This is a genomic window from Vibrio salinus (assembly GCF_021272385.1).
Classification (GTDB): Bacteria; Pseudomonadota; Gammaproteobacteria; order Enterobacterales; family Vibrionaceae; genus Vibrio; species Vibrio salinus.
Map to the genome: position 1 here is coordinate 202,440 of NZ_JAJSDZ010000009.1, position 25,067 is coordinate 227,506.

Annotated in this window: 23 protein-coding genes and 1 pseudogene; 11 read left to right on the forward strand and 13 right to left on the reverse strand. The window is 43.2% G+C overall.

Annotation, left to right across the window (positions count from 1 at the left end; all coding sequences use genetic code 11):
- Positions 1-7: 7 nt before the first annotated feature.
- A complete protein-coding gene (cysC, locus tag LRQ06_RS09045; RefSeq protein WP_232766037.1) occupies positions 8-628 on the forward strand; it encodes an adenylyl-sulfate kinase in 621 nt (206 codons plus the stop codon).
- Here the strand turns inward: cysC and LRQ06_RS09050 are convergent.
- The 6 genes from LRQ06_RS09050 to msrA all read right to left on the reverse strand — a co-directional run bounded on the left by LRQ06_RS09050 (position 625) and on the right by msrA (position 5,967).
- Positions 625-1,512 carry a TIGR03899 family protein gene (locus LRQ06_RS09050; protein ID WP_232766038.1) on the reverse strand — a complete coding sequence of 296 codons (888 nt, stop codon included), beginning with the start codon at positions 1,510-1,512 and terminating at the stop codon, positions 625-627. The two genes, cysC and LRQ06_RS09050, sit on opposite strands and share 4 nt — an antisense overlap.
- 263 nt (positions 1,513-1,775) lie before the next feature.
- A complete protein-coding gene (locus tag LRQ06_RS09055) occupies positions 1,776-2,270 on the reverse strand; it encodes a DUF3299 domain-containing protein (RefSeq protein WP_232766039.1) in 495 nt (164 codons plus the stop codon).
- A gap of 6 nt (positions 2,271-2,276) precedes the next feature.
- Positions 2,277-3,536 carry an ABC transporter permease gene (locus LRQ06_RS09060; RefSeq protein WP_232766040.1) on the reverse strand — a complete coding sequence of 420 codons (1,260 nt, stop codon included), beginning with the start codon at positions 3,534-3,536 and terminating at the stop codon, positions 2,277-2,279.
- Complete coding sequence (locus tag LRQ06_RS09065; RefSeq protein WP_373054818.1) at positions 3,533-4,249, reverse strand: ABC transporter ATP-binding protein; 717 nt, start codon at positions 4,247-4,249, stop codon at positions 3,533-3,535. Before LRQ06_RS09065 ends, LRQ06_RS09060 begins: the two co-directional genes overlap by 4 nt.
- 47 nt (positions 4,250-4,296) lie before the next feature.
- Positions 4,297-4,938: a zinc uptake protein ZrgA gene (gene zrgA, locus LRQ06_RS09070; protein ID WP_232766041.1), complete on the reverse strand. Its 642-nt coding sequence runs from the start codon at positions 4,936-4,938 to the stop codon at positions 4,297-4,299.
- A gap of 396 nt (positions 4,939-5,334) precedes the next feature.
- Positions 5,335-5,967 carry a peptide-methionine (S)-S-oxide reductase MsrA gene (msrA, locus tag LRQ06_RS09075; RefSeq protein ID WP_232766042.1) on the reverse strand — a complete coding sequence of 211 codons (633 nt, stop codon included), beginning with the start codon at positions 5,965-5,967 and terminating at the stop codon, positions 5,335-5,337.
- A 146-nt stretch (positions 5,968-6,113) separates the two neighbouring features.
- Here msrA and tamA point away from each other — a divergent pair, with 146 nt between their 5' ends.
- The 4 genes from tamA to LRQ06_RS09095 all read left to right on the forward strand — a co-directional run bounded on the left by tamA (position 6,114) and on the right by LRQ06_RS09095 (position 12,687).
- Positions 6,114-7,826 (forward strand): autotransporter assembly complex protein TamA, encoded by a 1,713-nt coding sequence (gene tamA / locus LRQ06_RS09080; protein ID WP_232766043.1) that lies wholly within the window; start codon positions 6,114-6,116, stop codon positions 7,824-7,826.
- Positions 7,823-11,596, forward strand: a complete 3,774-nt coding sequence (gene tamB / locus LRQ06_RS09085; protein WP_232766044.1) for an autotransporter assembly complex protein TamB — start codon at positions 7,823-7,825, stop codon at positions 11,594-11,596. The genes tamA and tamB overlap by 4 nt, the downstream gene beginning before the upstream one ends.
- Before the next feature lie 10 nt (positions 11,597-11,606).
- Positions 11,607-11,963 (forward strand): gamma-glutamylcyclotransferase family protein, encoded by a 357-nt coding sequence (locus LRQ06_RS09090; RefSeq protein ID WP_232766045.1) that lies wholly within the window; start codon positions 11,607-11,609, stop codon positions 11,961-11,963.
- Between the two features lie 193 nt (positions 11,964-12,156).
- Entirely contained in the window at positions 12,157-12,687 is a 531-nt protein-coding gene (locus tag LRQ06_RS09095; RefSeq protein WP_161156565.1) for an inorganic diphosphatase, read from the forward strand.
- A gap of 91 nt (positions 12,688-12,778) precedes the next feature.
- Here the strand turns inward: LRQ06_RS09095 and fbp are convergent, their stop codons facing one another.
- The gene (gene fbp, locus LRQ06_RS09100; RefSeq protein WP_232766046.1) at positions 12,779-13,798 is read right to left on the reverse strand and encodes a class 1 fructose-bisphosphatase; all 1,020 of its coding nucleotides are present in this window, start codon (positions 13,796-13,798) and stop codon (positions 12,779-12,781) included.
- A 273-nt stretch (positions 13,799-14,071) separates the two neighbouring features.
- Here fbp and mpl point away from each other — a divergent pair.
- The 5 genes and pseudogenes from mpl (at position 14,072) to thiQ (ending at position 19,592) form a co-directional block, all read left to right on the forward strand.
- Positions 14,072-15,431, forward strand: a pseudogene (gene mpl, locus LRQ06_RS09105) (UDP-N-acetylmuramate:L-alanyl-gamma-D-glutamyl-meso-diaminopimelate ligase).
- The gene (locus LRQ06_RS09110; RefSeq protein ID WP_238483978.1) at positions 15,424-16,053 is read left to right on the forward strand and encodes a flavin prenyltransferase UbiX; all 630 of its coding nucleotides are present in this window, start codon (positions 15,424-15,426) and stop codon (positions 16,051-16,053) included. The pseudogene mpl and the gene LRQ06_RS09110 overlap by 8 nt, the downstream one beginning before the upstream one ends.
- 256 nt (positions 16,054-16,309) lie before the next feature.
- Positions 16,310-17,287 (forward strand): thiamine ABC transporter substrate binding subunit, encoded by a 978-nt coding sequence (gene thiB / locus LRQ06_RS09115; protein WP_232767127.1) that lies wholly within the window; start codon positions 16,310-16,312, stop codon positions 17,285-17,287.
- A gap of 9 nt (positions 17,288-17,296) precedes the next feature.
- A complete protein-coding gene (gene thiP, locus LRQ06_RS09120; RefSeq protein ID WP_232766047.1) occupies positions 17,297-18,883 on the forward strand; it encodes a thiamine/thiamine pyrophosphate ABC transporter permease in 1,587 nt (528 codons plus the stop codon).
- A gap of 4 nt (positions 18,884-18,887) precedes the next feature.
- The gene (gene thiQ / locus LRQ06_RS09125) at positions 18,888-19,592 is read left to right on the forward strand and encodes a thiamine ABC transporter ATP-binding protein (protein WP_232766048.1); all 705 of its coding nucleotides are present in this window, start codon (positions 18,888-18,890) and stop codon (positions 19,590-19,592) included.
- Positions 19,593-19,631: 39 nt separating this feature from the next.
- Here the strand turns inward: thiQ and yjgA are convergent, their stop codons facing one another.
- A complete protein-coding gene (gene yjgA / locus LRQ06_RS09130) occupies positions 19,632-20,159 on the reverse strand; it encodes a ribosome biogenesis factor YjgA (RefSeq protein WP_232766049.1) in 528 nt (175 codons plus the stop codon).
- A gap of 108 nt (positions 20,160-20,267) precedes the next feature.
- On the opposite strand from yjgA, the gene pmbA reads away from it, so the two are divergent.
- Entirely contained in the window at positions 20,268-21,611 is a 1,344-nt protein-coding gene (gene pmbA, locus LRQ06_RS09135) for a metalloprotease PmbA (protein WP_232766050.1), read from the forward strand.
- Between the two features lie 66 nt (positions 21,612-21,677).
- On the opposite strand, the gene mgtE is transcribed toward pmbA, so the two are convergent.
- From mgtE to hpf, 5 genes are all read right to left on the reverse strand, one after another.
- The gene (mgtE, locus tag LRQ06_RS09140; protein WP_232766051.1) at positions 21,678-23,036 is read right to left on the reverse strand and encodes a magnesium transporter; all 1,359 of its coding nucleotides are present in this window, start codon (positions 23,034-23,036) and stop codon (positions 21,678-21,680) included.
- 117 nt (positions 23,037-23,153) lie between these two features.
- Positions 23,154-23,432 carry an HPr family phosphocarrier protein gene (locus LRQ06_RS09145; protein WP_232766052.1) on the reverse strand — a complete coding sequence of 93 codons (279 nt, stop codon included), beginning with the start codon at positions 23,430-23,432 and terminating at the stop codon, positions 23,154-23,156.
- 7 nt (positions 23,433-23,439) lie between these two features.
- Positions 23,440-24,297, reverse strand: a complete 858-nt coding sequence (rapZ, locus tag LRQ06_RS09150; protein ID WP_232766053.1) for an RNase adapter RapZ — start codon at positions 24,295-24,297, stop codon at positions 23,440-23,442.
- Between the two features lie 25 nt (positions 24,298-24,322).
- Positions 24,323-24,772 carry a PTS IIA-like nitrogen regulatory protein PtsN gene (gene ptsN / locus LRQ06_RS09155; RefSeq protein ID WP_232766054.1) on the reverse strand — a complete coding sequence of 150 codons (450 nt, stop codon included), beginning with the start codon at positions 24,770-24,772 and terminating at the stop codon, positions 24,323-24,325.
- 2 nt (positions 24,773-24,774) lie between these two features.
- Positions 24,775-25,062, reverse strand: coding sequence for a ribosome hibernation promoting factor (hpf, locus tag LRQ06_RS09160; protein ID WP_232766055.1), 288 nt, complete (start codon positions 25,060-25,062; stop codon positions 24,775-24,777).
- Positions 25,063-25,067: the final 5 nt, after the last annotated feature.

Consider the following 25,067-nt stretch of genomic DNA (forward strand, 5'->3'; position numbering starts at 1 on the left):
AATGATTATGAGCACGACAATGAAGACGAAAGATGAAAATATCGTATGGCATCAACATGCTGTCGATAAAAATTTTCGCGCTCAGTTAAAAAAACAGAAACCGGCCGTATTATGGTTCACCGGTCTTTCTGGTGCCGGTAAATCAACGGTGGCGGGCGCGCTGGAAAATAAACTGGCGCAATTGGGTTATCATACTTATCTTCTCGATGGTGATAATGTGCGTCATGGTTTATGTAGCGATCTGGGTTTTTCAGCTCAGGATCGGCGCGAGAATATCCGCCGGATTGGTGAACTGGCAAAACTTATGGCAGATGCGGGACTGATTGTGTTAACTGCCTTTATCTCTCCCCATAGGGCTGAACGTCAGTTGGTTCGGGAATTATTACCTGAGGGTGAGTTTTTGGAAGTGTTCGTCAATACGTCTTTAGCGGTATGTGAGCAACGTGATCCGAAAGGGTTATATAAAAAAGCGCGGACCGGAGAAATTACTAATTTTACCGGTGTCAGTGCCGAGTATGAAGAACCGTTAAATCCTGAAATTGACCTTCCGGCCGGAGATTTGCCGATTGAACAGCTGGTGGAATTTTGTCTTCAGGCTTTACGGAAACGCAGTATCATCCCTGACTAAACAACGTGGTGGAAATTTTCATTTGCATCACTGTGTAGTGAAAATTTTTGGTTTAACAGGGCAACTAACTGATCGTAGTATTCCTGATTTTGTTTATTTCCAAGCAGGCGGCATAACTCGTTTCCTGTCGGACTGAATCGATAATAAAGAATACGAACACCTTTAGTATTAGCGGTGAGTGATAATTGTTTACCCTGATACTGAAGATGAAGAGGAGTACTGGGTTCGATTTCACCTGATTCCAGCTCAGTTGCATGGAGTAATCCCAGTTCGGTTAAAACCATAATGCTGGAGTAAGGCAGACTGAAGGAACCCAAATTTAGAGAATAGGTCGATTCTCTTTTTCCCAGACTAAAAAAGCCGTTGTGACTTTTAAGCCCGATAAAAAGTTTGCGATGGTGATCCTGGCCAAAGGAGCAGGATAAAGAGGCCGCACGCTGCAAAACCTGTGCTTCTTTTGGGGTCATGTCTTTTAATATCTTTAATGCTTTGAGAGAAGTAGAACCGGGGTTGGTTACTTCTCTTTTCAGTACCTGTGCCCATAGTTTTTGCATCGAAGAATTTTGAATATCCTGAGCCAGTTCGAAAAAACGATATAGCCAGTCCTGGTCTGGCTCTCCGGCCGTTTCTTCATGGCAGGATTTAAAGCTAAAGTGAAGAATTTTCTCCAGGTTTTTTTGTCTTTGTTCTTTGATTTTTCGTTCTCTCTTGAGTGCCCGGTCAATTAAAAGTGTTTCGTTTTGATTGGAACTTAATTCCGCATCCAATCCATAGGTTGTTGCGATGGACTTGATACGGTTACCACTGTCTTTGATGTAGCTTGTTTTTGCTTTTTTGCTATTGGCGGCGTGCTCTACGACAACCGCAGTTGATTTTTCCGTCATAACCCCAAGCCTGTCTATTTATGGTTTTCTTTTTTTCTATTTAACCTGAAATATTAAATTCGACCAACTGAATGTTTTAGAGTTAGCTATCATTTTTACTGAAATCTTGTAAATAAAATGTTAATGTATTGTTTAATATGTAAGTTTAGGCTAGAGGTTAACTTTTGGATACAACGAAAGTGAAAAAGAAGAAGATCGTTACGGGAGCGATACTTCTTCTTTATGTCGTTTTACTCGGCATTTTATTTCAGCATTCTTTTTAATTACTGATCATCGTAGGGTTCTATTGAGTCCGCTTGGATGGTATATCCGGCCTGGGCAATATCATTACTCATCTCACTGGCTTTCAGTGTGCCAATCACATAAATAATATCCCACAGACGTTGCACGGGTGCGCCTTGTGGCATGTTTACATAGATTATCTGATTTGGCGGTGGTGGTGGTACGTGTATACAGGCGCCGAAATACGGAACAAGAAAAAACTCGGTGACCGTATTTTCATCGCCTTCCAGAGGAATGACGAATCCTGGAATTTTGACCAGTGATCCATCAAGTTCTTTTCTTACTGAGCCTATTTTATTTTGTTTTGCCGGGCCACCTTCATGGTTAATTTTCGGCATCCCCTGTTCATTAAACTGATTGCGTTCACTTTGTGGAATCAGTTCTATCCAGTCTAATTTTAGCGGTTGTGCGGCGAAGGTCTGGTCTGTTGCAAATAAGCAGAAAAGTAGCCAGGAAAAGGACAGTTTTAATTTCATATTTATCTAAATCCGAATTGTCATTCCGTCACTCAGTGACTGCCGATAAGCTCTAACAGAAGGAATGATACCTACAATCATACCGGCGAGCTGAACAAACCCAATAAGCAGCCATTCATGAGCATTTAATATTGAAAGTGTAATTACGATACCATAATGAGAATGGATCACCGGAGCGAGTACTGACATTGTGCCGTATAATCCGATAATACCAAACAGAATACCAACCATTGTCAGGGCTGTTGCTTCACTCATTAGCAGTGCAAAAACATGTTTGGGTTGTGCGCCCATTGCTCTCAGAATTGCCATTTCTCTGCGCCTTTCCTGCAGACTGGTCAGCAAACTGCTCAACATTCCCAGCAATCCGGCAATCACAACAAATCCGGAAATAAACATCAGGGCCTGTTCTGCCACGGACATCATTCCCCATAGTTCATGAAGCGCTACACCGGGCATGATGGCACTGAGCGGTTCCTTTCTGTAATTGTTGATTGCTCTTTGCAACGCAAATGTCTGGATGCGGGACTTCAATCCCAATAACATGGCCGTAATCTGATTCGGCGTAAAATCGTATTTTTCCAGTGTTTTCGCATCGGGCGTTTTCCCAACGTGCGCACCCGATTCCCAACCGACATGAATGGCTTCAATGGCCTGCAATGATACGTGTACGGTTTTATCAACCGGCGTTCCTGTGGGGGCAAGGATTCCGGTAACAGTAAATGGGAGGTTGTCATGCCGGCTGAAAGCCACATCATTGATTCCATGAGCAATGATTATTTTACTGCCAACGTGGTAGCCCAGAGATTTTGCAACATCAGAGCCTATCACAGTATCAAATAATCCTTTAAATGCCTGGCCTTTTTGAAAGGTAAGTGCTTGCTTATGTCCAAATTTATAATACTTAAAGTAGTCTGTATTGGTTCCCATCACCCGGAACCCTCGGTGCGAATCGCCAAGTGAAATAGGAATTGCCCATTTTACGGCCCGGTTATTGCGGAAATACTTATAGCTGCTCCAGTCGATATTATTGGTTGCATTTCCAATTCTGAAAACTGAATACAGTAATAAATTCACCTGCCCTGAGCGTGCACCAACGATTAAATCTGTTCCGGAAATGGTATTGGAAAAACTGTCTTTTGCTTCAGTCCGGATTTTCTCCACACCCAATAACAATATGACGGAAATGGCGACAGTGAGAACGGTCAAAAAAGCGGTCGATTTTCTGTTGAGAACACTCTTCCATGCTAAACGAGCAATGATTTTCATTGGTTCTTCCTCACTTTATTGATCTCATTGAGACTGAGGGAGGTGGAAAACAGTGGTTCCAGTGTCGGGTCGTGACTGACAAAAACCAGTGTGGAGTCAGTTCGGCCTGCTTCTTCTTTTAAAAGTTCAATAAAGGAGGTTCTGTTTTCAAAATCGAGGGCAGAAGTTGGTTCATCGGCAATGATCAATTCAGGGGAACCCATGAGTGCTCTTGCTGCAGCGACTCTTTGCTGTTGGCCTATACTGAGTTTAACAATCGGTGTTTCCATTAATGATTCAGTGAGTTTTAACCTGCCTAACAGCTCTTTCGCTTTATCTGTGGCAGAGCCGGTTATCTGCCGGGATCTTTTCCGGGAAAATTGACAGGGGAGAAGCGTGTTTTCAATGACAGAAAGGTATGGAAGAAGATTAAATTGTTGAAAAATATAACCAATATTATCAGCCCGGAAGCGATCTCGCTGACTGGATGATAGCTGAGAATAAGATTGTCCTAAAACACTGACTTCGCCATGCTGAGCAATGTTTATCCCGGTAAGTAAGCTGAGCAGTGTTGATTTCCCACATCCACTGGGACCTTTAATAAAGACATGCTCTCCCCGTTTTACAAGAAAAGTATCAATATCAATAATTGGTGGTTGATGCTTATTCCACTGAAACTGGCAGTGACGCATTTCAATGATAAAAGCACCGCTCTCCCGTTTTTCAATACTCATCGGACTGTCCTTATTGCCCGCTCGTTAGTCAGAGCGGGCTGGTTATTTTATAGTTTTACTTTGGTATTCGACGGGGTCAGAGTTGCAGAAGTCTGCACATTATCGGTAAAGATATTTGCGTCAATCTTATGGGTATTTGTAAACTGTTCAAACCAGTTTACGCTCAGCTCAGACAATTGTTCTGCATTTTTACAAGAATACTGGTATTCAATATCAAAAGCGGAATGCTCAGCATGCTCATGCTCATGCTCATGCTCATGCTCATGCTCATGCTCATGCTCATGCTCATGCTCATGCTCATGCTCGTCATGATCTGCATCGTCATGCTCGTGATGTTCATGGTCTGCATGCTCATGATGTACATGTTCATGATGAGCGAGGGCAGCATGGGCTTTGACCAGACTGCATTCCGCTTCCGGGTTAATTGTTAAAATTGAACCGGCATCTTCCAGAATTTCAATTGACTGATTAAACAGATTTTTTTCTTTCTGATTCGATGGTGCGTGTTCAAAGCCTAATACATCCATACCAGGGGCATTGATTTCGATCAGAACATCAGATCCATCCTGAGCCAGGTTCAGTTCGACCTGACCATGAACGTGAGCATCATGTTGAATGAATTCGTCGGCATTTGCATAAAACGCACAACTCAGACCAATGATTGTTGCTAAATAGTGTTTTTTAAACATGTGTAAATCTCCAAAAATTAAGGTGAAAAATCGGGGTTCAGCTTAATTTGGCTATCGGAGGTGAACGGACACAGTAAGTATAAAATATGCGGGCAAATGATCTTACTTTTGTCAGCGGTTCTTCAAAACTGTGTGTTACAACTATAGGTAATGAAATCGTATGTGGTGTGATAGCACACACTACATTGGCAAACTGATTGCAGTTGTGATGCTGATGGTGGACTTTATTGATGTCAATCTTATGAAGCTCTGCTGCAAAACTTAAACAAATGAATAAGATGAGTAGCAGGCAAGCCAATGTTTTTTCTTTGGATTGTCTAACCATAGGACAGAGCTATATAAATAAGCAAAAGTATTTAGATGTTATAATATAACATCTAAATACACGTACAAGTCTTATTTTTCTGGTGGGAAGCAAACACCGGTTCCATTCAGGCCACAGTAGCCTGCCGGATTTTTAGCCAGATACTGTTGATGGTAGGTTTCCGCATAATAATAAGGACCTGCCGGGCCGATTTCTGTTGTTATCCGGGCTATGCTTTTTTCGTTTAACGCCTTCTGATATATTTTCTGTGATTTTTCAATAGAGTGTTGTTGCTGCTCGTTATAAAAATAAATAGCGGAGCGGTATTGACTGCCGATGTCATTTCCCTGTTGCATGCCCTGAGTGGGGTTATGATGTTCCCAAAATACATTTAGAAGCTCTGGCAGAGTAATAATCTGCGGGTCATAGATAATCCGGACAACTTCAGTATGACCGGTTCTTCCGGTACAAACTTCATCGTATGTCGGATTGGGGGTATAACCACCGGAATATCCAACGGCAGTAGAAATAACCCCCTCTAACTGCCAGAAGAGTCGTTCTGCTCCCCAAAAACAGCCCATACCAAACAGAATTTTTTGCTGATTCTGCGCCGGTTCTGCTGTGATATCATTTTTATTCACGTAATGTTTTTTTTCGATGAGCATTGAATCCGAGCGACCGGGTAAGGCTGTATCCGGTGTTACCATAATTTGCTTTCTGAGCATGTTGTATCCTCTATTCAGAGTCAGATAAAACTATCTGAATCTAATAATGTAGACCAGATTTAACGTTTTGCATACAGACGGGTTGGTAACAAAAGGTTAAGATAGCCGCTAGTCAGACCTGTCATTCTTTTGTCAATTATGGACGTATGAATTACCGCTTATTGTTTTCTTTTATATTGATGTTGCTATTCTCATTTAAGAGTTTTGCTGATACAAAGCTGGTTATTCAGGGGCTGGACAGTACCGCTGAAGACAATGTTGAGCAATACCTTTCTTCTATTTCACCATCCGATTATTCAACCGGTTTACGTTTTAAATCTCAGTTAGAGCGCCGGATAAAAAAAGCGTTGAATGCCTTAGGATATTATAACGTCCGGTTTCACTTTACTGAGCAAGACGATCAGTTGATCGTTCATATTGAACCGGGACCTGTCGTTAAAATTGTTAAAGTAGATTTTAAAATATCAGGGGAAGCCGAAGATGACCGTGACTTTTTGGCGCTTCTTCAGAATAGTTCAATTAAAGAAGGTGCGCCGCTAAGTCACCGCGATTATGAATCATTGAAGTCAAAAATACGAAATCTGGCCTTAGAAAAGGGGTATTTCAATGGGCGCTTTGATGTCAGTAAAATTGAAGTATCTCCCGAACGGAATCAGGCGAAAATTATTCTTCACTTTGACAGCGCGAAACAATATTTGTTTGGCGAAACTCTGGTTAAAGGTAATCAAATTGCTTTAGACCGTGTATTGTCATTGCAGCACTTTAAACAGGGCGAACCCTATCAGATAAGCAAGGTGGGCGACTTTAGTCAGAAACTTTCCAATACAAACTGGTTTTCATCTGTGTTGGTTGAACCTGATTTTTCAGAACTAAAAAGTAAAAGAGAATTGCCTGTTCGTGTGACCCTCGTCCCGGCCGCGAAAAATCAACTGGAAACCGGACTTGGTTATTCGACGGATGTCGGTCTTAAAGGAACACTCAAATGGAATAAACCCTGGCTTAATTCTCAGGGGCACAGTTTCAGCAGTAGCTTTTCTTTATCCGGTCCGGAACAAACTATTACAGCAGCTTATAAAATTCCTCTGGAAGATGTATTACACGATTATTACCAGATACAGTATGGATTGAAGAAAGTGGATAATCTGGATACTCAGAGTCTGGAGTCCAATTTGTCCTTTGAACGTCACTGGTTAGAAGATAATAGCTGGAATAAGACGGTCTTTGTTCGTTATCTGATAGAAAATTACGAACAGGGGGTTCTGGATGACATCGGACAGTTTGTTCTTCCTGGTGTGACGTTTTCCAGAACACGTGTGCGTACCCGGCACTCACAACTTATTTCATGGGGAGATAAGCAAACCTTTACCGCTGAATATGGTAATGAAGCACTGATATCAGAAACGGATCTTTTAAGGTTTCAGGGCAGCACCTCATGGATTCGTTCTTATGGAGATAGTCAGCGAGGCGTGATCCGTTTATCCGGAGGAGTAAATCTGGCCGATGATTTTAATAAGGTACCGCCATCATTACGTTTCTTTGTCGGTGGAGATAACAGCATTCGCGGATACAGCTATGAGTCAATTTCACCCCGAGATGAAACCGGTGCATTAACCGGAGCCAAATATCTGGCTACGTCTTCCGTTGAATATCAATACCGGTTTGTCGGAAAATGGTGGGGTGCCGTATTTTTTGATTATGGGGATGCCTTTAACCGTCAGCCTGACTGGATGAGAGGAACAGGTATTGGTTTAAGGTGGATTTCACCTTTGGGGCCATTACGCCTTGATTTTGCCTGGGGGCTGGATTCAGATCCCGGGGATGAATTTAAAATTCACTTTACTTTAGGTCCTGAACTATGAGGAAGCGTTTATCCCGGTGGAGTAAATGGCTGTTTATCTATTCCGGTTGCCTGATGGTATTGATCATAGGGATTATGGCTTTTCTGTTGTACTCGTCCTATGGATTGAATACGGTCATCTGGGGTGCGGAAAAGATGGTATCAGGGCTGGTGATAGATTCCGGTGATGGCCGGCTGGCAGAGCGTTTCTCTTTGCATGACATTTCCTACCGTGATAAAGGAAATGATATCAGAATTGACGACATGTCATTATCGGTTGATATATGGCAACTGCTACGGCCTGTTCTGAAAATTAATTATCTTTCGGTAAATGGTGGGTCTTTTACTTTAATTCCCTCTCGGAAGGGAAGAGATCAGGGTACGTTACCGTCGTCAGTTCATCAGATATCCAGTCCGGTCCCGGTTGAAATTGAACATGCGAATCTGAATAACATTCATGTGACTGTCGATAATGTCAATAGTAACTGGAAAACCTTATCCACAGTAATGTCATGGCATCGTTCCAGACTGACGTTGTCTTCGACACACTGGCAGGGAATTGTAGTCCGTCTTCCTGAACCAAACGATGAGTCCTCAACTGTCAGTCAATCAGGCAAGGACGCTCATTCGACTCCTGCTTTTCATTTTCCCGGAATGGATTTACCCGATATTGTCTTACCTGTATCGGTTACCCTTTCCCCATTTTCAGCCCGCGATATCCGGATTATTCAGGGGCATCAGATTTATCCGGTTGATTCTCTGGATCTCGGAATGTCAGCTGAGAAAAGTCAGATAACAGTCTCTAAGTTGAGTATTGCAACCCCCAGAGTTCGGACTTCTTTGCATGGGAAAATCCGGTTAGAGGGGGATTACCCTTTATCGTTATCCGTTCAAACACAGTATTCAGATAAGCCTGTTCAGGCACAAATGGTAGATTTGGTGGCAAAGGGCAGTCTGGCAAATCTGTCTTTGGTGGTGGTCGCAAAAGGGAGTGTGAATTCGAAAGTGAATGCGAATGTGTCACTGACGGAAGATAACCTGCCATTTAAGTTGAGTGCCGAAAGCACTGATGGTCAGTGGTCTGTAAATGGTCACAGGCAATTCCGGTTTCATTTCGATACGTTATCTGTTGCAGGAAACCTGCAGAAGTACGCTTTTTCAATGAAAGGAAATGTGACCGGTGATGATATTGCACCAGTGATGACCGATATGAAAGGTCAGGGAGATTTAACGAATGTTTCCATTGAGTCGTTTGTTCTGACGTCGTTGGGTGGGCAAATTTCCGGGCATATTAAGGTTGGTTGGGCTGATGATGTGAACATGTCTTCCAGCATTAAATTAAAAGATTTCAGGCCTGAATCGCTGATTAAAAATGTGTCCGGCAACATTAACGGTGATGTTATTGCCAGCGCTGATGTTCATTCTGATGGTCAGTGGAATATGGATGTGAGTAAGCTTGATATTTTTGGGAGATTCAAAGGTTATCCACTGAAAATAAAAGGGTTATTGAGTGCCAAAACAATAGCATCCGGATATGGGGTCGATATCCGTACACCAGGAATCATGGTTTCACATGGTATGAACAAAATTCGTTTGTATGGTCGATTGGCGAAAAATTGGAATATGAATGCCAGTATTCATATTCCGGATCTGTCAAAAAGTGTGGCCCATTCGTCCGGACAGGTTTTCGGTAAAATTCGCCTCACCGGAGATTCAGCCAGACCATTTATCAGTATTCATCTCAATGGTCGTCAGGTCAGATGGCAGGATCTTTTTTCTACAAACAAAATTTCTGTGAATAGCAAGGTGACATCATTTATTCATCCTGATGGTCACCTGCAAATTGCCCTGAGTCATGGTGCTATCTATCAGGAGCCGTTTGATTCTGCTTCTCTGGATTTATCCGGTGGATTAGAAAAACATCGCCTGTCTTTAGCTGTGTTATCCCGGGGGATGACGGGGAACGTGCTTTTAACCGGTGAATTGGCTTCGGGTTATCACCAATGGCACGGTCTTTTAAAGCAAGCAGAGTTCAATCATCATCAAGAAACTTTGAAATTATTAACGCCAGTGTCTTTGACAGCGGATATTTCTCATCAAACAATGTTGGTTGATCCTCACTGCTGGGGATTAGATGATGCCTCTTTATGTCTTCTGTCGAAAGCCAGTTTTTCTCCAAATGATGTTCAGGCTTCTTTGATGCTGAAACATCTATCGTTGTCATCGCTATCCGAATGGATACCGGAAAATCCAGTGGTGGTAAAAGGGATAGTGAATGGGACATCGTCTGTGAAGTGGAGCAAAGGAAAGGATGTTCATATCGCCAGTGTGTTAGATGTCAGTAAAGGTAAAATAGTAACCCATGGTGCACAGTCTGTGACGGTCGGTTGGGATAGTGCTTCATTTCACTCAACGCTTCAACAGGGGAAGCTGACAACGAATATGTTCGTTAATTTATCGGATAATGGCCAACTAAGTCTGGATGCGATGATTCCGGATGTAACAAGAAAACACAAACAGGTACGGGGAAATTTGAACATCAGTCAATTTAATCTGGATTTTCTGCAGCCCCTGGTCGGGGAATATAACAAAGCCGGAGCATTGATTAATAGCCGTATTCGTTTGAGTGGAGAACTGCTACATCCTAAAGCTTTTGGTCAGATTGATGTTACCCGCTTGCTTGCTTCCGGGGGGGCGTTTCCTGTGGAAGTACAACAAGGCAATGCCCGTGTTGCTCTGGCCGGATATAAAGCCAAACTGACCGCATTAGTGAATACTCCCGATGGAGACTTAAATATTGAAGGAAAAGCCGATTGGAGCGATCTATCAGAATGGTCTGTGAATAGCCATGTTTTTGCAAAAGGGTTAAAAGTAGCTTTGCCACCAATGGTGAAAGTTAAAGTAATTCCGGATATTACGCTAACTCTGAATCCGGATATTGCCCGTATTGATGGTGATATTTCTTTACCATGGGGAAGAGTCCAGGTGGAAACCCTTCCTGAGTCGGCGATAGAAGTTTCTTCGGATCAGGTCATCGTGGATAAAAACTGGAAGCCTATTCAAAAACAATCACTGCCTTTTAAGATTGATACAAATGTAAAACTGAGAATTGGTGAGGACTTTGCATTGCAGGCGTTTGGTCTGAAAGGTTATCTGGATGGGGTATTAAAAATCTCTCAAAAAGATAATGCTCCGTTTGTGGTTGGTGATGTCAATATTGTTAATGGAACTTATCGATCCTTCGGGCAGGATTTAGTTATCCAGCAGGGGAAAGTTATGATGAATGGATCGGTGAATAAACCCTATGTTTCCATTACAGCAATTCGGAATCCGGATAACATTGAGGATGATGTGACCGCTGGAATTAAAGTGTCAGGGCCCGCTGATCATCCTTCTGTAACCGTTTTTTCCGATCCTGATATGGCTCAGGCAAATGCCCTTTCATATCTTCTCCGTGGTCAAAATTTAGATACGGAAAGTAATGGGGACAACTCGATGACGACGGCGTTAATTGGCTTAAGTCTGGCTCAGAGCGGACACATTGTGGGAGAGTTGGGGCAGGCTATAGGGGTTCAGGATCTTCAACTGGAAACATCTGGTTCGGGAGATGAATCTCAGGTCAATGTTAGTGGCTATGTATTGCCGGGCTTGCAAGTAAAGTATGGGGTAGGTATTTTTAATTCGGTCGGTGAATTCACATTGCGTTATCGGTTAATGCGGAATTTATATGTTGAAGCGGTTTCGGGACTAACGAGTGCTGTGGATATTTTATATCAATTTGAATTTGACTAAGGAGTAAGTCATGCAATTGCATTTGGTGTTTGTCTATGGCTCTTTACGAAAAGGAGAACCAAACCACGTTTATTTGGACAGTTGTCAGTTTATCGGCGATTTTTCCACTCAACCTCAATTTGCAATGTATGACCTGGGAACCTATCCTGCGATTGTAGAAGGGCACTTTTCGGTGAGGGGCGAAGTTTATCAGCTCGACGATGATCAGTTACATCGTCTGGATGAACTGGAAGGGGTTCCGGTTGAATACCGCAGAGAGACCATTGCAACACCATTTGGTGATGCGTGGATTTATATTTATCAGGATGTGGCTTCTGCAGATCTAAGTCAGTTGGTCTCTTCCGGAGACTGGTGTGACCGAATTTAGCGTGAAAAGCCGGTAATACAAAAGAATAGTTTTGTCTATTTTGGATATCGGTCATAGAGAATGATTCTTTCTACCAAGCGAGTTCGTATGAAGTGATGATTTCATTACGAGCTTCATCTGTGGATGATTATCGTTACCGCTGGATAACAAAAACTGTTAAAATGCGGCCGAAACATTGATATAGGAAGCTGAAATGGCAGATTTTAATAAAATTTTAACTCCAGGCGATTATGAAAATGGCCTAGTGAACGTCGTTGTAGAAATCCCAACTGGTAGCAACCACAAAATTGAATGGAACCGTGAGCTTGCTGTGTTCGAACTAGACCGCGTTGAACCACAGATTTTTGCGAAACCAACTAACTACGGTTTTATCCCGCAAACTCTTGACGAAGACGGCGATGAGCTTGATGCTCTGATCATCACTAGCGAACCTTTGACAACCGGTATCTTCCTCAAAGCTAAAGTTATTGGTGTAATGAAATTTGTTGATGACGGTGAAGTGGATGATAAAGTTGTTGTTGTTCCTGCAGATGACCGTAGCAATGGTAACGCGATCAACTCTCTGGAAGATCTTCCTGCACAACTTATCAAGCAGATCGAATTCCACTTTAATCACTATAAAGATCTGAAGAAAGCTGGCACAACAACTGTTGAAAGCTGGGGTGACATTGCTGAAGCGAAAGAAGTGATTGCTGAATCAATCAAACGTTGGAACGACCAATAATTGATTGAAACGAGTAAGTAATATGTGCCTTCATAGCCCGGCACAGCATCAAACCAGTAAAAAAGCGCCCTTTTGAGCGCTTTTTTACTTTTTATGATAAATCGTCAGGATATTTTTCTAAAAACTCATGCAGTTTTTTAACCATATTAACGGATCCGACAAAGAAGGGCGCGCGTTCATGCAGTTGTTCAGGGTCGATATCCAAAATACGGCGATGTCCGTCAGTGGCGACACCACCAGCCTGTTCCATCAAAAATGCCATAGGATTGCATTCATAAAGCAGTCTTAATTTCCCTTTTGGATAGGCCAGACTGCTTGGATACAAGTAGATACCACCTTTCAGTAAGTTTCGGTGAAAGTCGGAGACTAATGAACCGATATAGCGAGACGTATACGGACGGTTATCTTCCGGAACATTTTCCTGGCAATACTTTATGTATTTTTTTACCCCTTGAGGGAAACGAATATAGTTACCTTCGTTGATAGAATAGATACGTCCATCCTGAGGAATCATTAGATTCTCGTGCGATAGTAAAAATGTTCCCAGTGACGGGTCGTAAGTAAATCCATTGACACCATTACCTGTTGTATAGACCAGCATGGTTGAAGAACCATAGACAACGTAACCGGCAGCAACCTGTTTATGACCAGGCTGTAAAAAATCCGCCTCGGTCGGGGTTGTTCCAATTGGGGATATTCTCCGGTAAATGGAGAATATGGTACCAACAGAAACATTAACATCAATGTTGCTTGACCCATCTAAAGGGTCCATAAGAACGACATATTTGGCGTTTTTGTTGAGTTGTTTATTGAAAATGACCGCTTCATCTTCTTCTTCACTCAATACTCCACAAACCTGATCGCGAGCTTCCAGTGCTGACTTAAACTTTTCATTCGCGTATAAATCCAGTTTTTGTTGAGCCTCTCCCTGAACGTTTTCTTTGCCCGATGCTCCGGTAATATCAGCCAGACCGGCTTTGTTGATTTCTCGGTTTACAATCTTTGCAGCCAAACGAATAGACGAAAGTAGTGAAGATAAATCTCCAGATGCATGTGGAAAGTCTGCTTGTTTCTCAATAATGAACTCTCCAAGAGTTTGCATTTTAGACATGTTATTTCCTTTAGCATGAAGTTATGGGAATAGCATCTGGTTTAAATTATCTTTATTAATTTCAGATGCCTGTTTAAATACTAATGAACAGAACTTTTTAATGGTACTGAAGTAAGTGACGGACTTCACGTTTTTGATTTTGAAATAAAACATCGATTTCATTGCGTTTTTTAGTATGAAAAACTCATTTTACAATCTCTTTTTTCCAGCTCGATTTTCTTATTTTTACGTTCATAATAGAGCCAGGAAAAGATTCAATGATGGGACAAATGAATGCACGTACATATACTGGGAATTTGTGGGACATTTATGGGAGGAGTGGCCTTACTGGCTCGTCAGTTAGGTCATAAGGTGACCGGTTCAGATAAGAATGTTTACCCGCCGATGAGCACACTCCTTGAGTCTCAAGGTGTTGATATTATTGAAGGATATGATGTTTCTCAGTTTGAAGTGAAGCCTGATTTAGTTATCGTCGGGAATGCAATGAGCCGGGGCAACCCATGTGTTGAATATGTACTGAATAATAACCTTAAATATACTTCCGGTCCGCAGTGGTTACAGGATTATCTTCTTAATGAACGGTGGGTTCTTGCTGTTTCCGGTACGCATGGAAAAACGACCACGGCGAGCATGCTGACATGGATTCTTGAGCATTGCGGTTATGAACCAGGTTTTCTTGTTGGTGGGGTCCTTGGGAACTTCGGGTTATCAGCCAGACTGGGAAAAAGTATGTTTTTTGTTGTTGAGGCTGATGAATATGACAGTGCTTTTTTCGATAAGCGATCTAAGTTTGTTCACTATCATCCCCGTACATTGGTGATAAATAACTTAGAGTTCGATCATGCTGACATTTTCGATGATCTTGAAGCGATTAAGCGGCAATTTCATCATTTAGTCAGAACGGTTCCGGGAGATGGTATGATTATGATTCCGTCTGGGGATGATGTCATTGAAGAGGTAATTTCCCGCGGTTGCTGGAGCAATATTCAGACTGTTGGCCGTGATGGGTTATGGGCTGTGAATAAAGTGAAAGCGGATGGCTCTGTTTTTGATATTGTTCTCAAGAATGAAACAGTTGGCCGGGTGGAATGGGATCTTATCGGGGATCATAATGTTAATAATGCACTAATGGCTATTAGTGCTGCTCATCATGTTGGCGTTCTACCCGAACTATCATGCGAAGCGTTGAATCAGTTTATTAATACAAAACGACGTCTGGAAGTGAAAGGGGAAGTCCGTGGTATTACTGTCTATGATGATTTCGCCCATCATCCAACTGCAATACAGTCAACTCTCAGTGGATTGCGGAATAAGGTTGGAAAAAAAACGGATTCTGGCCGTATTTGAACCGCGCTCGGCAACCATGAAATTAGGTGTTCACAAAACCATCCTGGCGGCGTCAATGGCATCTGCCGATGAGGTGTTTATCTATCAGCCAGATAATATAGACTGGTCGGTAGAAGACATTGCCATTCAGTGTTCTCAACCGAGTATTGTCCGTAATGATATCGATACGTTAGTGAAAGATATCGTTTCTCATGCCAGAAGTGGAGATCATATTCTCATTATGAGTAATGGCGGATTTGGCGGTATTCATCAAAAGTTGCTGGGAGCATTAGCAAAACATGAGTGAAATTAATCAGAATAAACGGGTGACATTAGCCTGGACCGGCGCTTCCGGAGCGCCTTATGGGATCCGGTTATTGCAGTGCCTTCTGGCGGAAGGTTTTCAGGTTTATTTACTGATATCTTCTGCTGCGAGAGTGGTGCTGGCCACTGAACATGGGCTTAAACTGTCTAACCATCCTGAAAAAGCACACAAGCAGTTATCTGATTATTTTGATTGTGATGATGAACAGTTAGTTGTATGTGGTAAAGAAGACTGGTTTTCGCCTGTTGCTTCCGGTTCTGCAGCTCCGGACAAAATGATTGTTTGTCCTTGCTCCGCCGGCAGTGTGGCGGCCATTGCTCATGGTATTTCTGATAACCTGATTGAACGGGCTGCGGATGTAGTCATTAAAGAGCGGGGACAGTTATTGCTCGTTGTTCGGGAGACGCCTTTCTCGACAATTCACCTTGAGAACATGCTAAAATTGTCTCAGGTTGGCGTAACGATAATGCCGGCCGCTCCCGGATTTTATCACCAGCCTGAATCGATTGAGGATTTGGTCGATTTTCTGGTCGCCAGAATATTAGATCATCTTGGCATTTCTCAGACTATCGTTCCCCGATGGGGATACGATTACAGACAATAGCAGTAGCATGTTGTTGAGATAAACAGTAAAATTCTTCGAACTCACGGGGAGCTAACCACCTGAAGGTGGCGCTGAGATCAAGTTAACCTTGGAACCCGGACGTCTTCTTACAGACAACAACCTGAACCAGATAATGCTGGCGTAGGAATTGAGTTAGGTATGACCTTATTAAATATAAATATCACACCTTTCCCAAGCCTGTGCCGCTCATAGAATTGGAGAGCGCTCAGTGAAATTTTCTTCTTTACTTCCTGTTATTGGTGCGGCTGCAACCACCTTTGTGACTTCTGCTGTTTTTGCTGCTACACCGACCCTGACAGTCTATACCTATGATTCATTTGCTTCTGAATGGGGACCCGGCCCACAAATTAAACAGGCATTTGAAAAAGAGTGTGGCTGCGACCTGAAATACGTGGCACTGGATGATGGAGTGTCTATCCTTAATCGCTTAAAAATGGAAGGCTCGTCAACCAAAGCCGATGTGGTCCTCGGACTGGATGATAGCCTGATGGCAGAAGCGAAACAGACCGGATTGTTAGACTCAAGTCATGTGAACCTGAGTCAGGTAAATTTACCTGATGGTTGGTCTGACTCGGTATTTGTGCCATTTGACTATGGCTATTTTGCTTTTGTTTATAATAAGAAAAAACTGCAAAATCCACCATCAAGCCTGAAAGAGCTGGTTGAAAAACGTGATGATATTTCGATTGTCTATGAGGATCCGCGCACCTCGACTCCGGGGCAGGGATTAATGTTCTGGGTTAAAAATATTTATGGTGATGATGCCTCTTCTGCCTGGAAATCACTGGCGAAAAAAACCGTGACGGTAACCAAAGGCTGGTCAGAAGCGTACTCTATGTTTCTGAAGGGGGAAGCCGATATGGTGCTGTCTTACACAACATCGCCTGCATACCATCTGATTGCTGAAAAAGATGACAGCTATGCTGCTGCCAACTTTTCAGAAGGTCATTATATTCAGGTAGAAGTGGCGGCCAAAGTCAAAGGTACTCAACACGCTAAGTTAGCGAAGCAGTTTTTACAGTTTATGCTGAGTAATCAGGTGCAGAGTATCATTCCAACCACCAACTGGATGTATCCGGTGACCAAGGTTGACTTACCTGCCGGTTTTGAAACCTTAACTGTACCGACAAAAGTGTTGCACTCCAGCTCAGACAGTGTAGCGAAAAATCGCAAACGTTGGGTACGTGAATGGCAATCGGCGTTAACTTTCTAAGGATCCGGTTTGTCAGCTGTTCCTAAAATAGGATGGTGGGCCACTGCAGTTGTAGTGGCCTTTGTTATTGCATCCATATCCTCGTTATTGTCGCATTTGTCTTTAGATCTATTGTCTGAATTCTGGAGTGATGCGTATTTCAGACACGTTGCATTTTTTAGTTTTTATCAGGCGCTGTTTTCAACGTTGTTAAGTGTCTTTCCTGCAGTGCCGGTCTCTCTGGCGTTGTATCGGCGGCGTTTTTATGGCCGCAATCTGTTACTTAAATTGTGCTCGATTACTCTGGTACTACCGGTTCTGGTCGGAGTGTTCGGCATCATGGCTATTTATGGTAATAGCGGTTTGCTCAAACACTGGCTGTCTCACTGGGATGTTATCAGGCATTTTTCTATCTACGGACTGAGTGGTATTCTGCTGGCTCATGTCTTTTTTAATCTTCCTTATGCCAGTCGTCTGTTACTGCAGATTCTGGAAACCATTCCGGTCGAACAAAATCAGCTTGCTGCCCATTTGGGGATGAGTGCCTGGCAGCGTTTTCGCTGGATAGAGTGGCCGCGTTTAAAGCAGTCGCTGGTGCCCGTAACCGGTTTGGTCTTTATGTTATGTTTTACCAGCTTTGCCACGGTGATGACGCTGGGTGGAGGTCCTAAGTCAACCACAATCGAATTGGCTATCTATCAGTCGATCAAATTTGATTTTGATTTAACCACAGGCGCCATTCTGGCTATTGCGCAAATGGCCTTTTGCGGTGGTTTGTATTTTCTGTTTCAGCGTAACTCGAAAAATCTCAGTGTCGAAATTGAAACGCCGGACAGGCAGGTACCATTAGTTAAACCGGGCGTCAGGTTATTGGTATGGGATAGCGTCTGGCTGGTCGTGCTGGGGTGGATTATCGTACCGCCGTTAATCGCTGTGCTCGTCTGGGGAATCAACCCCAAAAGTATCAGTGTCTTAGTTCAGGCCGATTTTTGGCATGCGATTGCACTTTCCGTTGCGATTGCTTTTTGTGCTGGTGTGGTCGCGACCTTGTTTGGCTATTTCATTGTGGTGACCAGCAGAGCACTTAAACTCAAGGAACGGCGTAAAACCGCTGATGGCGTTGAGCTGCTCGGTAGTCTTGTCCTGATCACACCGAGTCTGGTTATCAGTACCGGATTGTTTTTACTATTGCGACGTTTTGCTGACGTATACAGTTTTTCTTTTTTCATCGTTGTACTGGTAAACAGTCTGATGGCGTTACCATTTGTGATTAAAATTTTAAGTCCGCCAATGTGGTTAGCGGAAAAACAATACTCGTTACTTTGTGCGAGTCTGGGTATGAAAAACTGGAATAAATTTTATCTGGTTGATGTGAAAGCCAGTAAACCCGCGCTGGTTTACGCGTTTTCTCTGAGCTTTTTATTGTCTCTTGGCGATTTAACTGCCATTTCGATGTTCGGTTCTCAGGATTTTCAGACCTTACCTATGTACTTGTATCGGCTGCTTGGCAGTTATCAGATGGATGCCGCTGCGGTCGTAGCGTTATCGATGATGCTGTTCAGTTTGTTCTTTTTTGCGTTATTTGAGCGCGTATCCCGTCTTTCCGGCAGAAGGTGATTCAATGTTAGTAGCTAACCGTATTCGATACCAATATGAACATGACTGGTTTGATTTTTCTCTTCAGGTGGTTCGTGGCGATATCATTGCGTTAATTGGTCCAAGCGGAGCTGGCAAGTCAACGCTGTTAAGCCTGCTGGCGGGATTCATTGCTCCGGTGACTGGCGATATTAAAATTGAAGGGGAGTCTATTCTGGATTTGCCGGTTTACGAGCGGCCTTTTTCCATGCTGTTTCAGGAATATAATCTGTTTCCGCATTTGTCGATCAAACAAAATATCGGGTTGGGTATCCATCCGGGTTTAAAATTAAATCGTACTCAGTGGGATAGTATCAGTCATGCCGCACATCTGGTCGGTATTGGTGATTTATTGGATAAAAAACCGGAACATCTGTCTGGTGGACAGAAACAAAGGGCGGCTCTGGCGCGCTGCTTCGTGCAAAACCGGGATTTCTGGCTTCTGGATGAACCGTTTTCTGCTTTGGACCCGGTGATTCGCAGTGAGATGCTGCAGTTGGTCAAGGCGCTGGCGAAAAAACAGAATGTAACTGTGATTATGGTGACCCATCATTTGAACGATGCTCGTAAAATTGCCAACCGGTTTGCCTTTGTTGCGAATAATACTGTGGCGGAAGTGGGAGGAATTGAGACATTAACAGCCGGGCATCATAACCCGTTACTGAATGAGTTTATTTCGGTCGGTGAATAATAAAAACCACGCTGGTGAGCGTGGTTTCTTTGTGAGTCTTTAAAACTCTTCTGTTTCCAGATCTTTCAGCGTCTGGAAGATTTCTCTGGATGCTTTTGGTGGTTTCGAGCTTTGCTGTTCCTTTTTCGCCTGACGAGCTAATTGACGCAGACGTTGGCGATCAGCGGTCGGATAAAGCTCTAGTACTTCTTCGATTGCCGGGTCGCCCTCTTCAATAATTTTATCTCTCAGTGTTTCCAGTTTGTGAAGAACCGCGGTAGCCTGAGAGTGTTTATTGCGTAATTTATCCAGAGCCGCCTGAATCGGTTCGGGATCAATGTTTCGCATTAGTTTGCCAATGTACTGAAGCTGACGACGCTTTGCCTCGTTTTTAAAGCGCTGGGCATCTTTAATTGCATCAAACAATTCTTCAGATAAAGGGAATTTTTCCAATACTGCCTGCTTTAATTCCACCAGCTCTTCGCCAATTTTCTGCAAAGCAATCATATCGTTTTTCATTTCGGTTTTGCTTACCCAAATGATATCGTCTTCCTCTTCCCAGGGGGCTTTTTGGTTTTTTCGGGCCATAATTTCTTCTGTTTAGTTACCTATAATGCTTATTTTAGCAAGAATGATGGGGAGAAAGCGAAATTCTTGTTATTCTATCTATATCGGTCATTTAAGATTAAGTACGTTATGGATATTAAAGAGCAAGTTGCACAACACAGAGAAGAGCTGGAATCTGCTGTGGATCGTGCGTTAAAGTTAGCTGCCGGTAATTCCGATGCCGCTGAAGTTGCGATTACGAAAAGTACTGGCCTGAGTGTCTCAACCCGACTTTGTGAAGTTGAAAATGTTGAATTTAACAATGATGGTGCGTTGGGTATCACGGTCTATCGGGGAAATAAAAAAGGCAGTGCTTCAACATCTGATTTAAGCGAAGAAGCAATTCAGAAAACGGTGATGGCTGCATTGGATATTGCACATTATACCTCTGAAGATCCTTGTGCCGGTCCCGCCGATAAAGAGTTTCTGGTTCAGGATATTCCAGATTTAGACCTGTTCCACCCAGATGATATTGATCCCGATAAAGCGGCAGATATTGCTATTGCAGCCGAAAAAAGCGCTTTGGATTTTAGTGATAAGATAAAACAAAGTGATGGTGCCAGTTATGACAGTCACTATGGAATCCGGGTTTATGGTAACAGTCATGGTTTGCTGGCCAGTTATCCATCAAGCCGGCACAGTATCAGTTGCAGTGTTATCGGGGCGGATGATCACGACGGTATGGAACGTGACTACAGCTATACGGTGGCAAGACATGTTGACGATCTGTGGAGTCCGGAAAAAGTAGGACAACTGGCTGCAAAAAGGACGGTTGAAAGATTAAATCCTCAAAAACTGAAAACAGGCAGCTACCCCATTATGTTTGCTCCGGAAGTTGCGACCGGATTGATGGGGCATTTTGTTATGGCGATCAGTGGCGGTAATTTGTACCGTAAATCAACGTTTTTACTTGATTATCTGGGGAAACGTGTTTTTCCGGAGTGGTTTAATATTACTGAAAAGCCACATGTTCTCAGAGGTCTGGCTTCAACACCTTTTGACAGCGAAGGCGTGAAGACCGTGGATACCGATATTGTCGTTGATGGTGTGGTAAATACCTATCTGCTGACGAGCTATGCGGCCCGCAAGATGAATATGAAGCCAACCGGGCATGCCGGCGGGATCCATAACTGGTATGTGGCCTCAACCGGACAAAACTTTGAGCAAATGTTGCAGGAATTAGGGACAGGATTCTTTGTAACCGAAGTCATGGGACAAGGAGTGAACATTGTAACTGGTGATTATTCTCGTGGTGCTTCTGGTTTCTGGGTTGAAAATGGACAGATTCAGTTCCCTGTTTCAGAAATTACGATAGCCAGTAATCTGAAAGAGATGTTTGACAAGATTGTTGCTGTTGGCAACGATGTTGAAACCCGATCTCAGATTCAAACAGGTTCGATTTTGATTGAATCGATGAAGATAGCAGGGGAGTAATCTGTTTATTTTATAGTAGTACAGGGAAAAGAACTCCCTGTACTACTACCTTATTTATCATCGGATTTAGCAAATCAGTATTGTAGCTAACCCCAGGAAAGCAAACAATCCGACGACATCTGTGACAGTCGTTAACGCCATACCACCTGCCAGCGCCGGATCAATTTTCATTTTCTTCAGAAATACGGGAATGACAACTCCGGCAATCCCTGCGACCAGCAAATTCGTCAGCATAGCGGCAGAAATAATTGCCCCCAGTTGAATGTTTCCTTTCCAGACTACAACAATACTGCCAATGATGAGTGCCCAGAGAATGCCATTTAGTAAACCCACCGCCGCTTCTTTCAGTAACAGTTCCCGTTTGTTACTGTCACCAATGTGTCCCAGCGCCAGACCCCGGATAACAAGCGCTACGGTCTGGTTACCGGCAACGCCACCCATTGACGGTACGATGGTCATTAAAACAGCAATGGATGCCATTTGTGAAAGTGTGGACTCAAACATATTGGACACAGAGGCGGCGGCTAACGCGGCAAGCACATTGGCTCCCAGCCAGATGCTGCGTTTTTTGGCCGATTTAAAGACTGGGGCAAATGTGTCTTCATCATCATCCATACCGGCCATGCTCATCATCGAGTGCTCGGCATCTTCCCGGATAACATCCACGACATCATCAATGGTAATACGTCCGACTAATTGCTCGTTTTCATCGACGACCGGTGCAGAGACCCAGTTACGGCGTTCGAAAAGGCTGGCTATATCCGATGCTTCGGTTTCAACAGAAATGGCTTCATCCGCATCGTCCATGATTTCACTGACCGGCGTTTCCGGTTGTGCCGTCAATAGACTAATCAGAGATAGGTGACCGGTCAGTTTGTTGTCCGGGTTAATAACGTATAGGGCATCTGTTGTCTGAGGTAATTCGCCTTTGATTCTCAGGTAACGCAATACGACATCGACGGACACATCAGCACGGATAGTGATGACATCTGTACTCATTAACCCGCCGGCGGTATCTTCCGGATACGACAATGCCATTTCGATTCTAAGACGATCGGCGGCGTCCATCTGAGACAGGATTTCTTTTGATAAATCATCCGGCAGGCTACGAAGTACGTAAGCGACATCGTCTGTATCCATGCCTTCGGTGGCTTCTGCAAGCCTTTCCGGAGCCATTTTCGACACTAATGCGTCTTTGACGTCTTCGTTTAATTCGTCAAGAATTTCACCGTAATCTTCGGGATCTGTCAGTTGCCATAATACTTCACGGCTTTTTCGCGGCGAGGCTTCCAGAAGATGAGCAATATCTTCTGGCTCCATATCCTGGAGTTGGCGACGGACATGAACAAATTGTCCATTTTCTAAAGCTTCAGTGACTTCTTGGAGGGTTTGATGGGCTTGGTCAAACTCTATTTGATCGGCCATAATATCCTCCTTAAAGTGAGTAGTTATTATCTGTATTAAATAGTAACTTAATTCTAAGCCTTATTTAATAAGAACTTTTTACCGGGAGGAACTTATTTCGATAAAAAGATGTGAGAACTATTCCGCTTCGTCGAATTTGTCTTCAATCAGATGACATATTGCATCCAGAGCCTGCTCTGCATCGGTACCTTCCGCGGAAATCGTCACGTATTGCCCCTGAGCGGATTCAAGCATAAGAAGCCCCATAACGCCGTCTGCTGTCGATTCTTTTTCTTCCTGGTTCTTTATGGTGATAATTGAATTGAATGATTGAGCGAGCTCTACGAGTTTCATTGCGGCTCTGGCATGTAATCCCAGTCTGTTTTCAATAAGAACGGTTCTGCTTAATGCTGCCATAAAACACCTATTGGTTTTTTTCTAACGAGGTATGCCTTATCTGTACGTTATAGTTCAGTTGAGAAAAATATTCTCCGATTTGTTGTGTCAGGTAGACTGAACGGTGTTTTCCACCTGTGCAACCTATCGCAATAGTCAGATAACTTCTGTTATTGGTTTCTAGTAATGGTAGCCAATATTCAACAAAATGCTGGAGTTGTTTCTTCATTTCCATGACGTCGTGTTGCGCTTCTAAAAATGATTTAACCGGCGCATCGAGTCCGGTGAAAGGCCGTAAATTGGGATCCCAGTGTGGGTTTGGAAGAAAACGAACGTCAAATACGAAATCAGAATCGGTTGGAATACCGTATTTGAATCCGAAGGACTGAAAGATCATAATCAGTTGTTTTCGCTCTCTTCCATCAACGTAAGTCCGGACGGTTTCACTTAGGTCATGAATAGATTTCAGAGTACTGTCAATAATGAAATCAGCATGTTCTTTGAGGGGTTCAAGTATTGATTTTTCAAGCTTTATAGCCTGAGCCAGTGTCAGTTTCCCATCTCCAAGAGAAAGAGGATGAACCCGTCTGGTTTCGCTGTAGCGTTTTAACAGGGCATCTTCATTGGCATCGAGAAAGATAACATTGACATCGTTAGACTGTTTTAATGGCTCTAATTTTTTTCCTATCGATGAGGGATCTTTGGGTAAGTTACGGATATCAATACTGACAGCAACATTTTGTTTGCTTGATTGTGTGGATTGAATAAAAGCGTCGAATAAATCAACGGGCAGGTTATCGACACAGTAGTAGCCAAGATCTTCCAGAACACGTAATGCAACGCTTTTCCCGGCTCCGGACTGGCCGCTGACAACGATAAGGCGCATATAAATTATTCCTGTCTAAGAGTAATTAATACTCATCCACCATAATAGAATACAGTTCCTGATCTGACTGAGCTTTACGTAGCTGTTTTAATATTTGTTTATTATTCAGTCTTTCTGCCATACATGCCAGTGTTTTCAGATGTTCTTTACATTGTTCTTCCGGAACCAGCAGAGCGAAAAGAATATCAACGGGCCGGTTATCGATGGCATCAAACTCGATGGGTTCTTCACACTGGATCAGTACGGCCAGAGCTTTGTGAGCGGATGCCATTCTGGCATGAGGAATGGCGATGCCATTGCCAATACCTGTACTGCCCATTTTCTCGCGCGCAAGCATACCGGAAAACAGCTCGGAGGCTTCTTGTCCACAATGTTCAGAAGCTATCTCACAAATAATTTCTAAAGCTCGTTTTTTGCTTGAGCATGGGACTGCACTTTTTGTGCAGTCCAGCGTTAGTACATCAGTTAGTTGCATGATTAGTGGCTACTTAATTTTTCTTTATGCTTATTCAATTGACGAACTAGTTTATCAACTAAATTATCGATAGCAGCATACATATTTTCATTTTCTGCTGTCGCGTGTATCTCGCCTTGGCTAACGTGCAATGTTGCTTCAGCAATTTGCTGGAGTTTTTCGACACGTAATATTACTTGGACATTACTGATTTGATCAAAAAATCGTTCAAGCTTTTCAAACTTCGAGTGAACATAGTCTTGCATTGAATCGGTGAGATCAATGTGATGGCCATTAATATTGATTTGCATAGACT

What these genes read in the sequence shown, in the direction of transcription:
- cysC (WP_232766037.1), top strand. Translation starts at nt 8, where the DNA reads ATGAGCACGACAATGAAGACGAAAGATGAAAATATCGTATGGCATCAA.
- LRQ06_RS09050 (WP_232766038.1), bottom strand. Translation starts at nt 1,512, where the DNA reads ATGACGGAAAAATCAACTGCGGTTGTCGTAGAGCACGCCGCCAATAGC.
- LRQ06_RS09055 (WP_232766039.1), bottom strand. Translation starts at nt 2,270, where the DNA reads ATGAAATTAAAACTGTCCTTTTCCTGGCTACTTTTCTGCTTATTTGCA.
- LRQ06_RS09060 (WP_232766040.1), bottom strand. Translation starts at nt 3,536, where the DNA reads ATGAAAATCATTGCTCGTTTAGCATGGAAGAGTGTTCTCAACAGAAAA.
- LRQ06_RS09065 (WP_373054818.1), bottom strand. Translation starts at nt 4,249, where the DNA reads ATGAGTATTGAAAAACGGGAGAGCGGTGCTTTTATCATTGAAATGCGT.
- zrgA (WP_232766041.1), bottom strand. Translation starts at nt 4,938, where the DNA reads ATGTTTAAAAAACACTATTTAGCAACAATCATTGGTCTGAGTTGTGCG.
- msrA (WP_232766042.1), bottom strand. Translation starts at nt 5,967, where the DNA reads ATGCTCAGAAAGCAAATTATGGTAACACCGGATACAGCCTTACCCGGT.
- tamA (WP_232766043.1), top strand. Translation starts at nt 6,114, where the DNA reads ATGAATTACCGCTTATTGTTTTCTTTTATATTGATGTTGCTATTCTCA.
- tamB (WP_232766044.1), top strand. Translation starts at nt 7,823, where the DNA reads ATGAGGAAGCGTTTATCCCGGTGGAGTAAATGGCTGTTTATCTATTCC.
- LRQ06_RS09090 (WP_232766045.1), top strand. Translation starts at nt 11,607, where the DNA reads ATGCAATTGCATTTGGTGTTTGTCTATGGCTCTTTACGAAAAGGAGAA.
- LRQ06_RS09095 (WP_161156565.1), top strand. Translation starts at nt 12,157, where the DNA reads ATGGCAGATTTTAATAAAATTTTAACTCCAGGCGATTATGAAAATGGC.
- fbp (WP_232766046.1), bottom strand. Translation starts at nt 13,798, where the DNA reads ATGTCTAAAATGCAAACTCTTGGAGAGTTCATTATTGAGAAACAAGCA.
- LRQ06_RS09110 (WP_238483978.1), top strand. Translation starts at nt 15,424, where the DNA reads ATGAGTGAAATTAATCAGAATAAACGGGTGACATTAGCCTGGACCGGC.
- thiQ (WP_232766048.1), top strand. Translation starts at nt 18,888, where the DNA reads ATGTTAGTAGCTAACCGTATTCGATACCAATATGAACATGACTGGTTT.
- yjgA (WP_232766049.1), bottom strand. Translation starts at nt 20,159, where the DNA reads ATGGCCCGAAAAAACCAAAAAGCCCCCTGGGAAGAGGAAGACGATATC.
- pmbA (WP_232766050.1), top strand. Translation starts at nt 20,268, where the DNA reads ATGGATATTAAAGAGCAAGTTGCACAACACAGAGAAGAGCTGGAATCT.
- mgtE (WP_232766051.1), bottom strand. Translation starts at nt 23,036, where the DNA reads ATGGCCGATCAAATAGAGTTTGACCAAGCCCATCAAACCCTCCAAGAA.
- LRQ06_RS09145 (WP_232766052.1), bottom strand. Translation starts at nt 23,432, where the DNA reads ATGGCAGCATTAAGCAGAACCGTTCTTATTGAAAACAGACTGGGATTA.
- rapZ (WP_232766053.1), bottom strand. Translation starts at nt 24,297, where the DNA reads ATGCGCCTTATCGTTGTCAGCGGCCAGTCCGGAGCCGGGAAAAGCGTT.
- ptsN (WP_232766054.1), bottom strand. Translation starts at nt 24,772, where the DNA reads ATGCAACTAACTGATGTACTAACGCTGGACTGCACAAAAAGTGCAGTC.
- hpf (WP_232766055.1), bottom strand. Translation starts at nt 25,062, where the DNA reads ATGCAAATCAATATTAATGGCCATCACATTGATCTCACCGATTCAATG.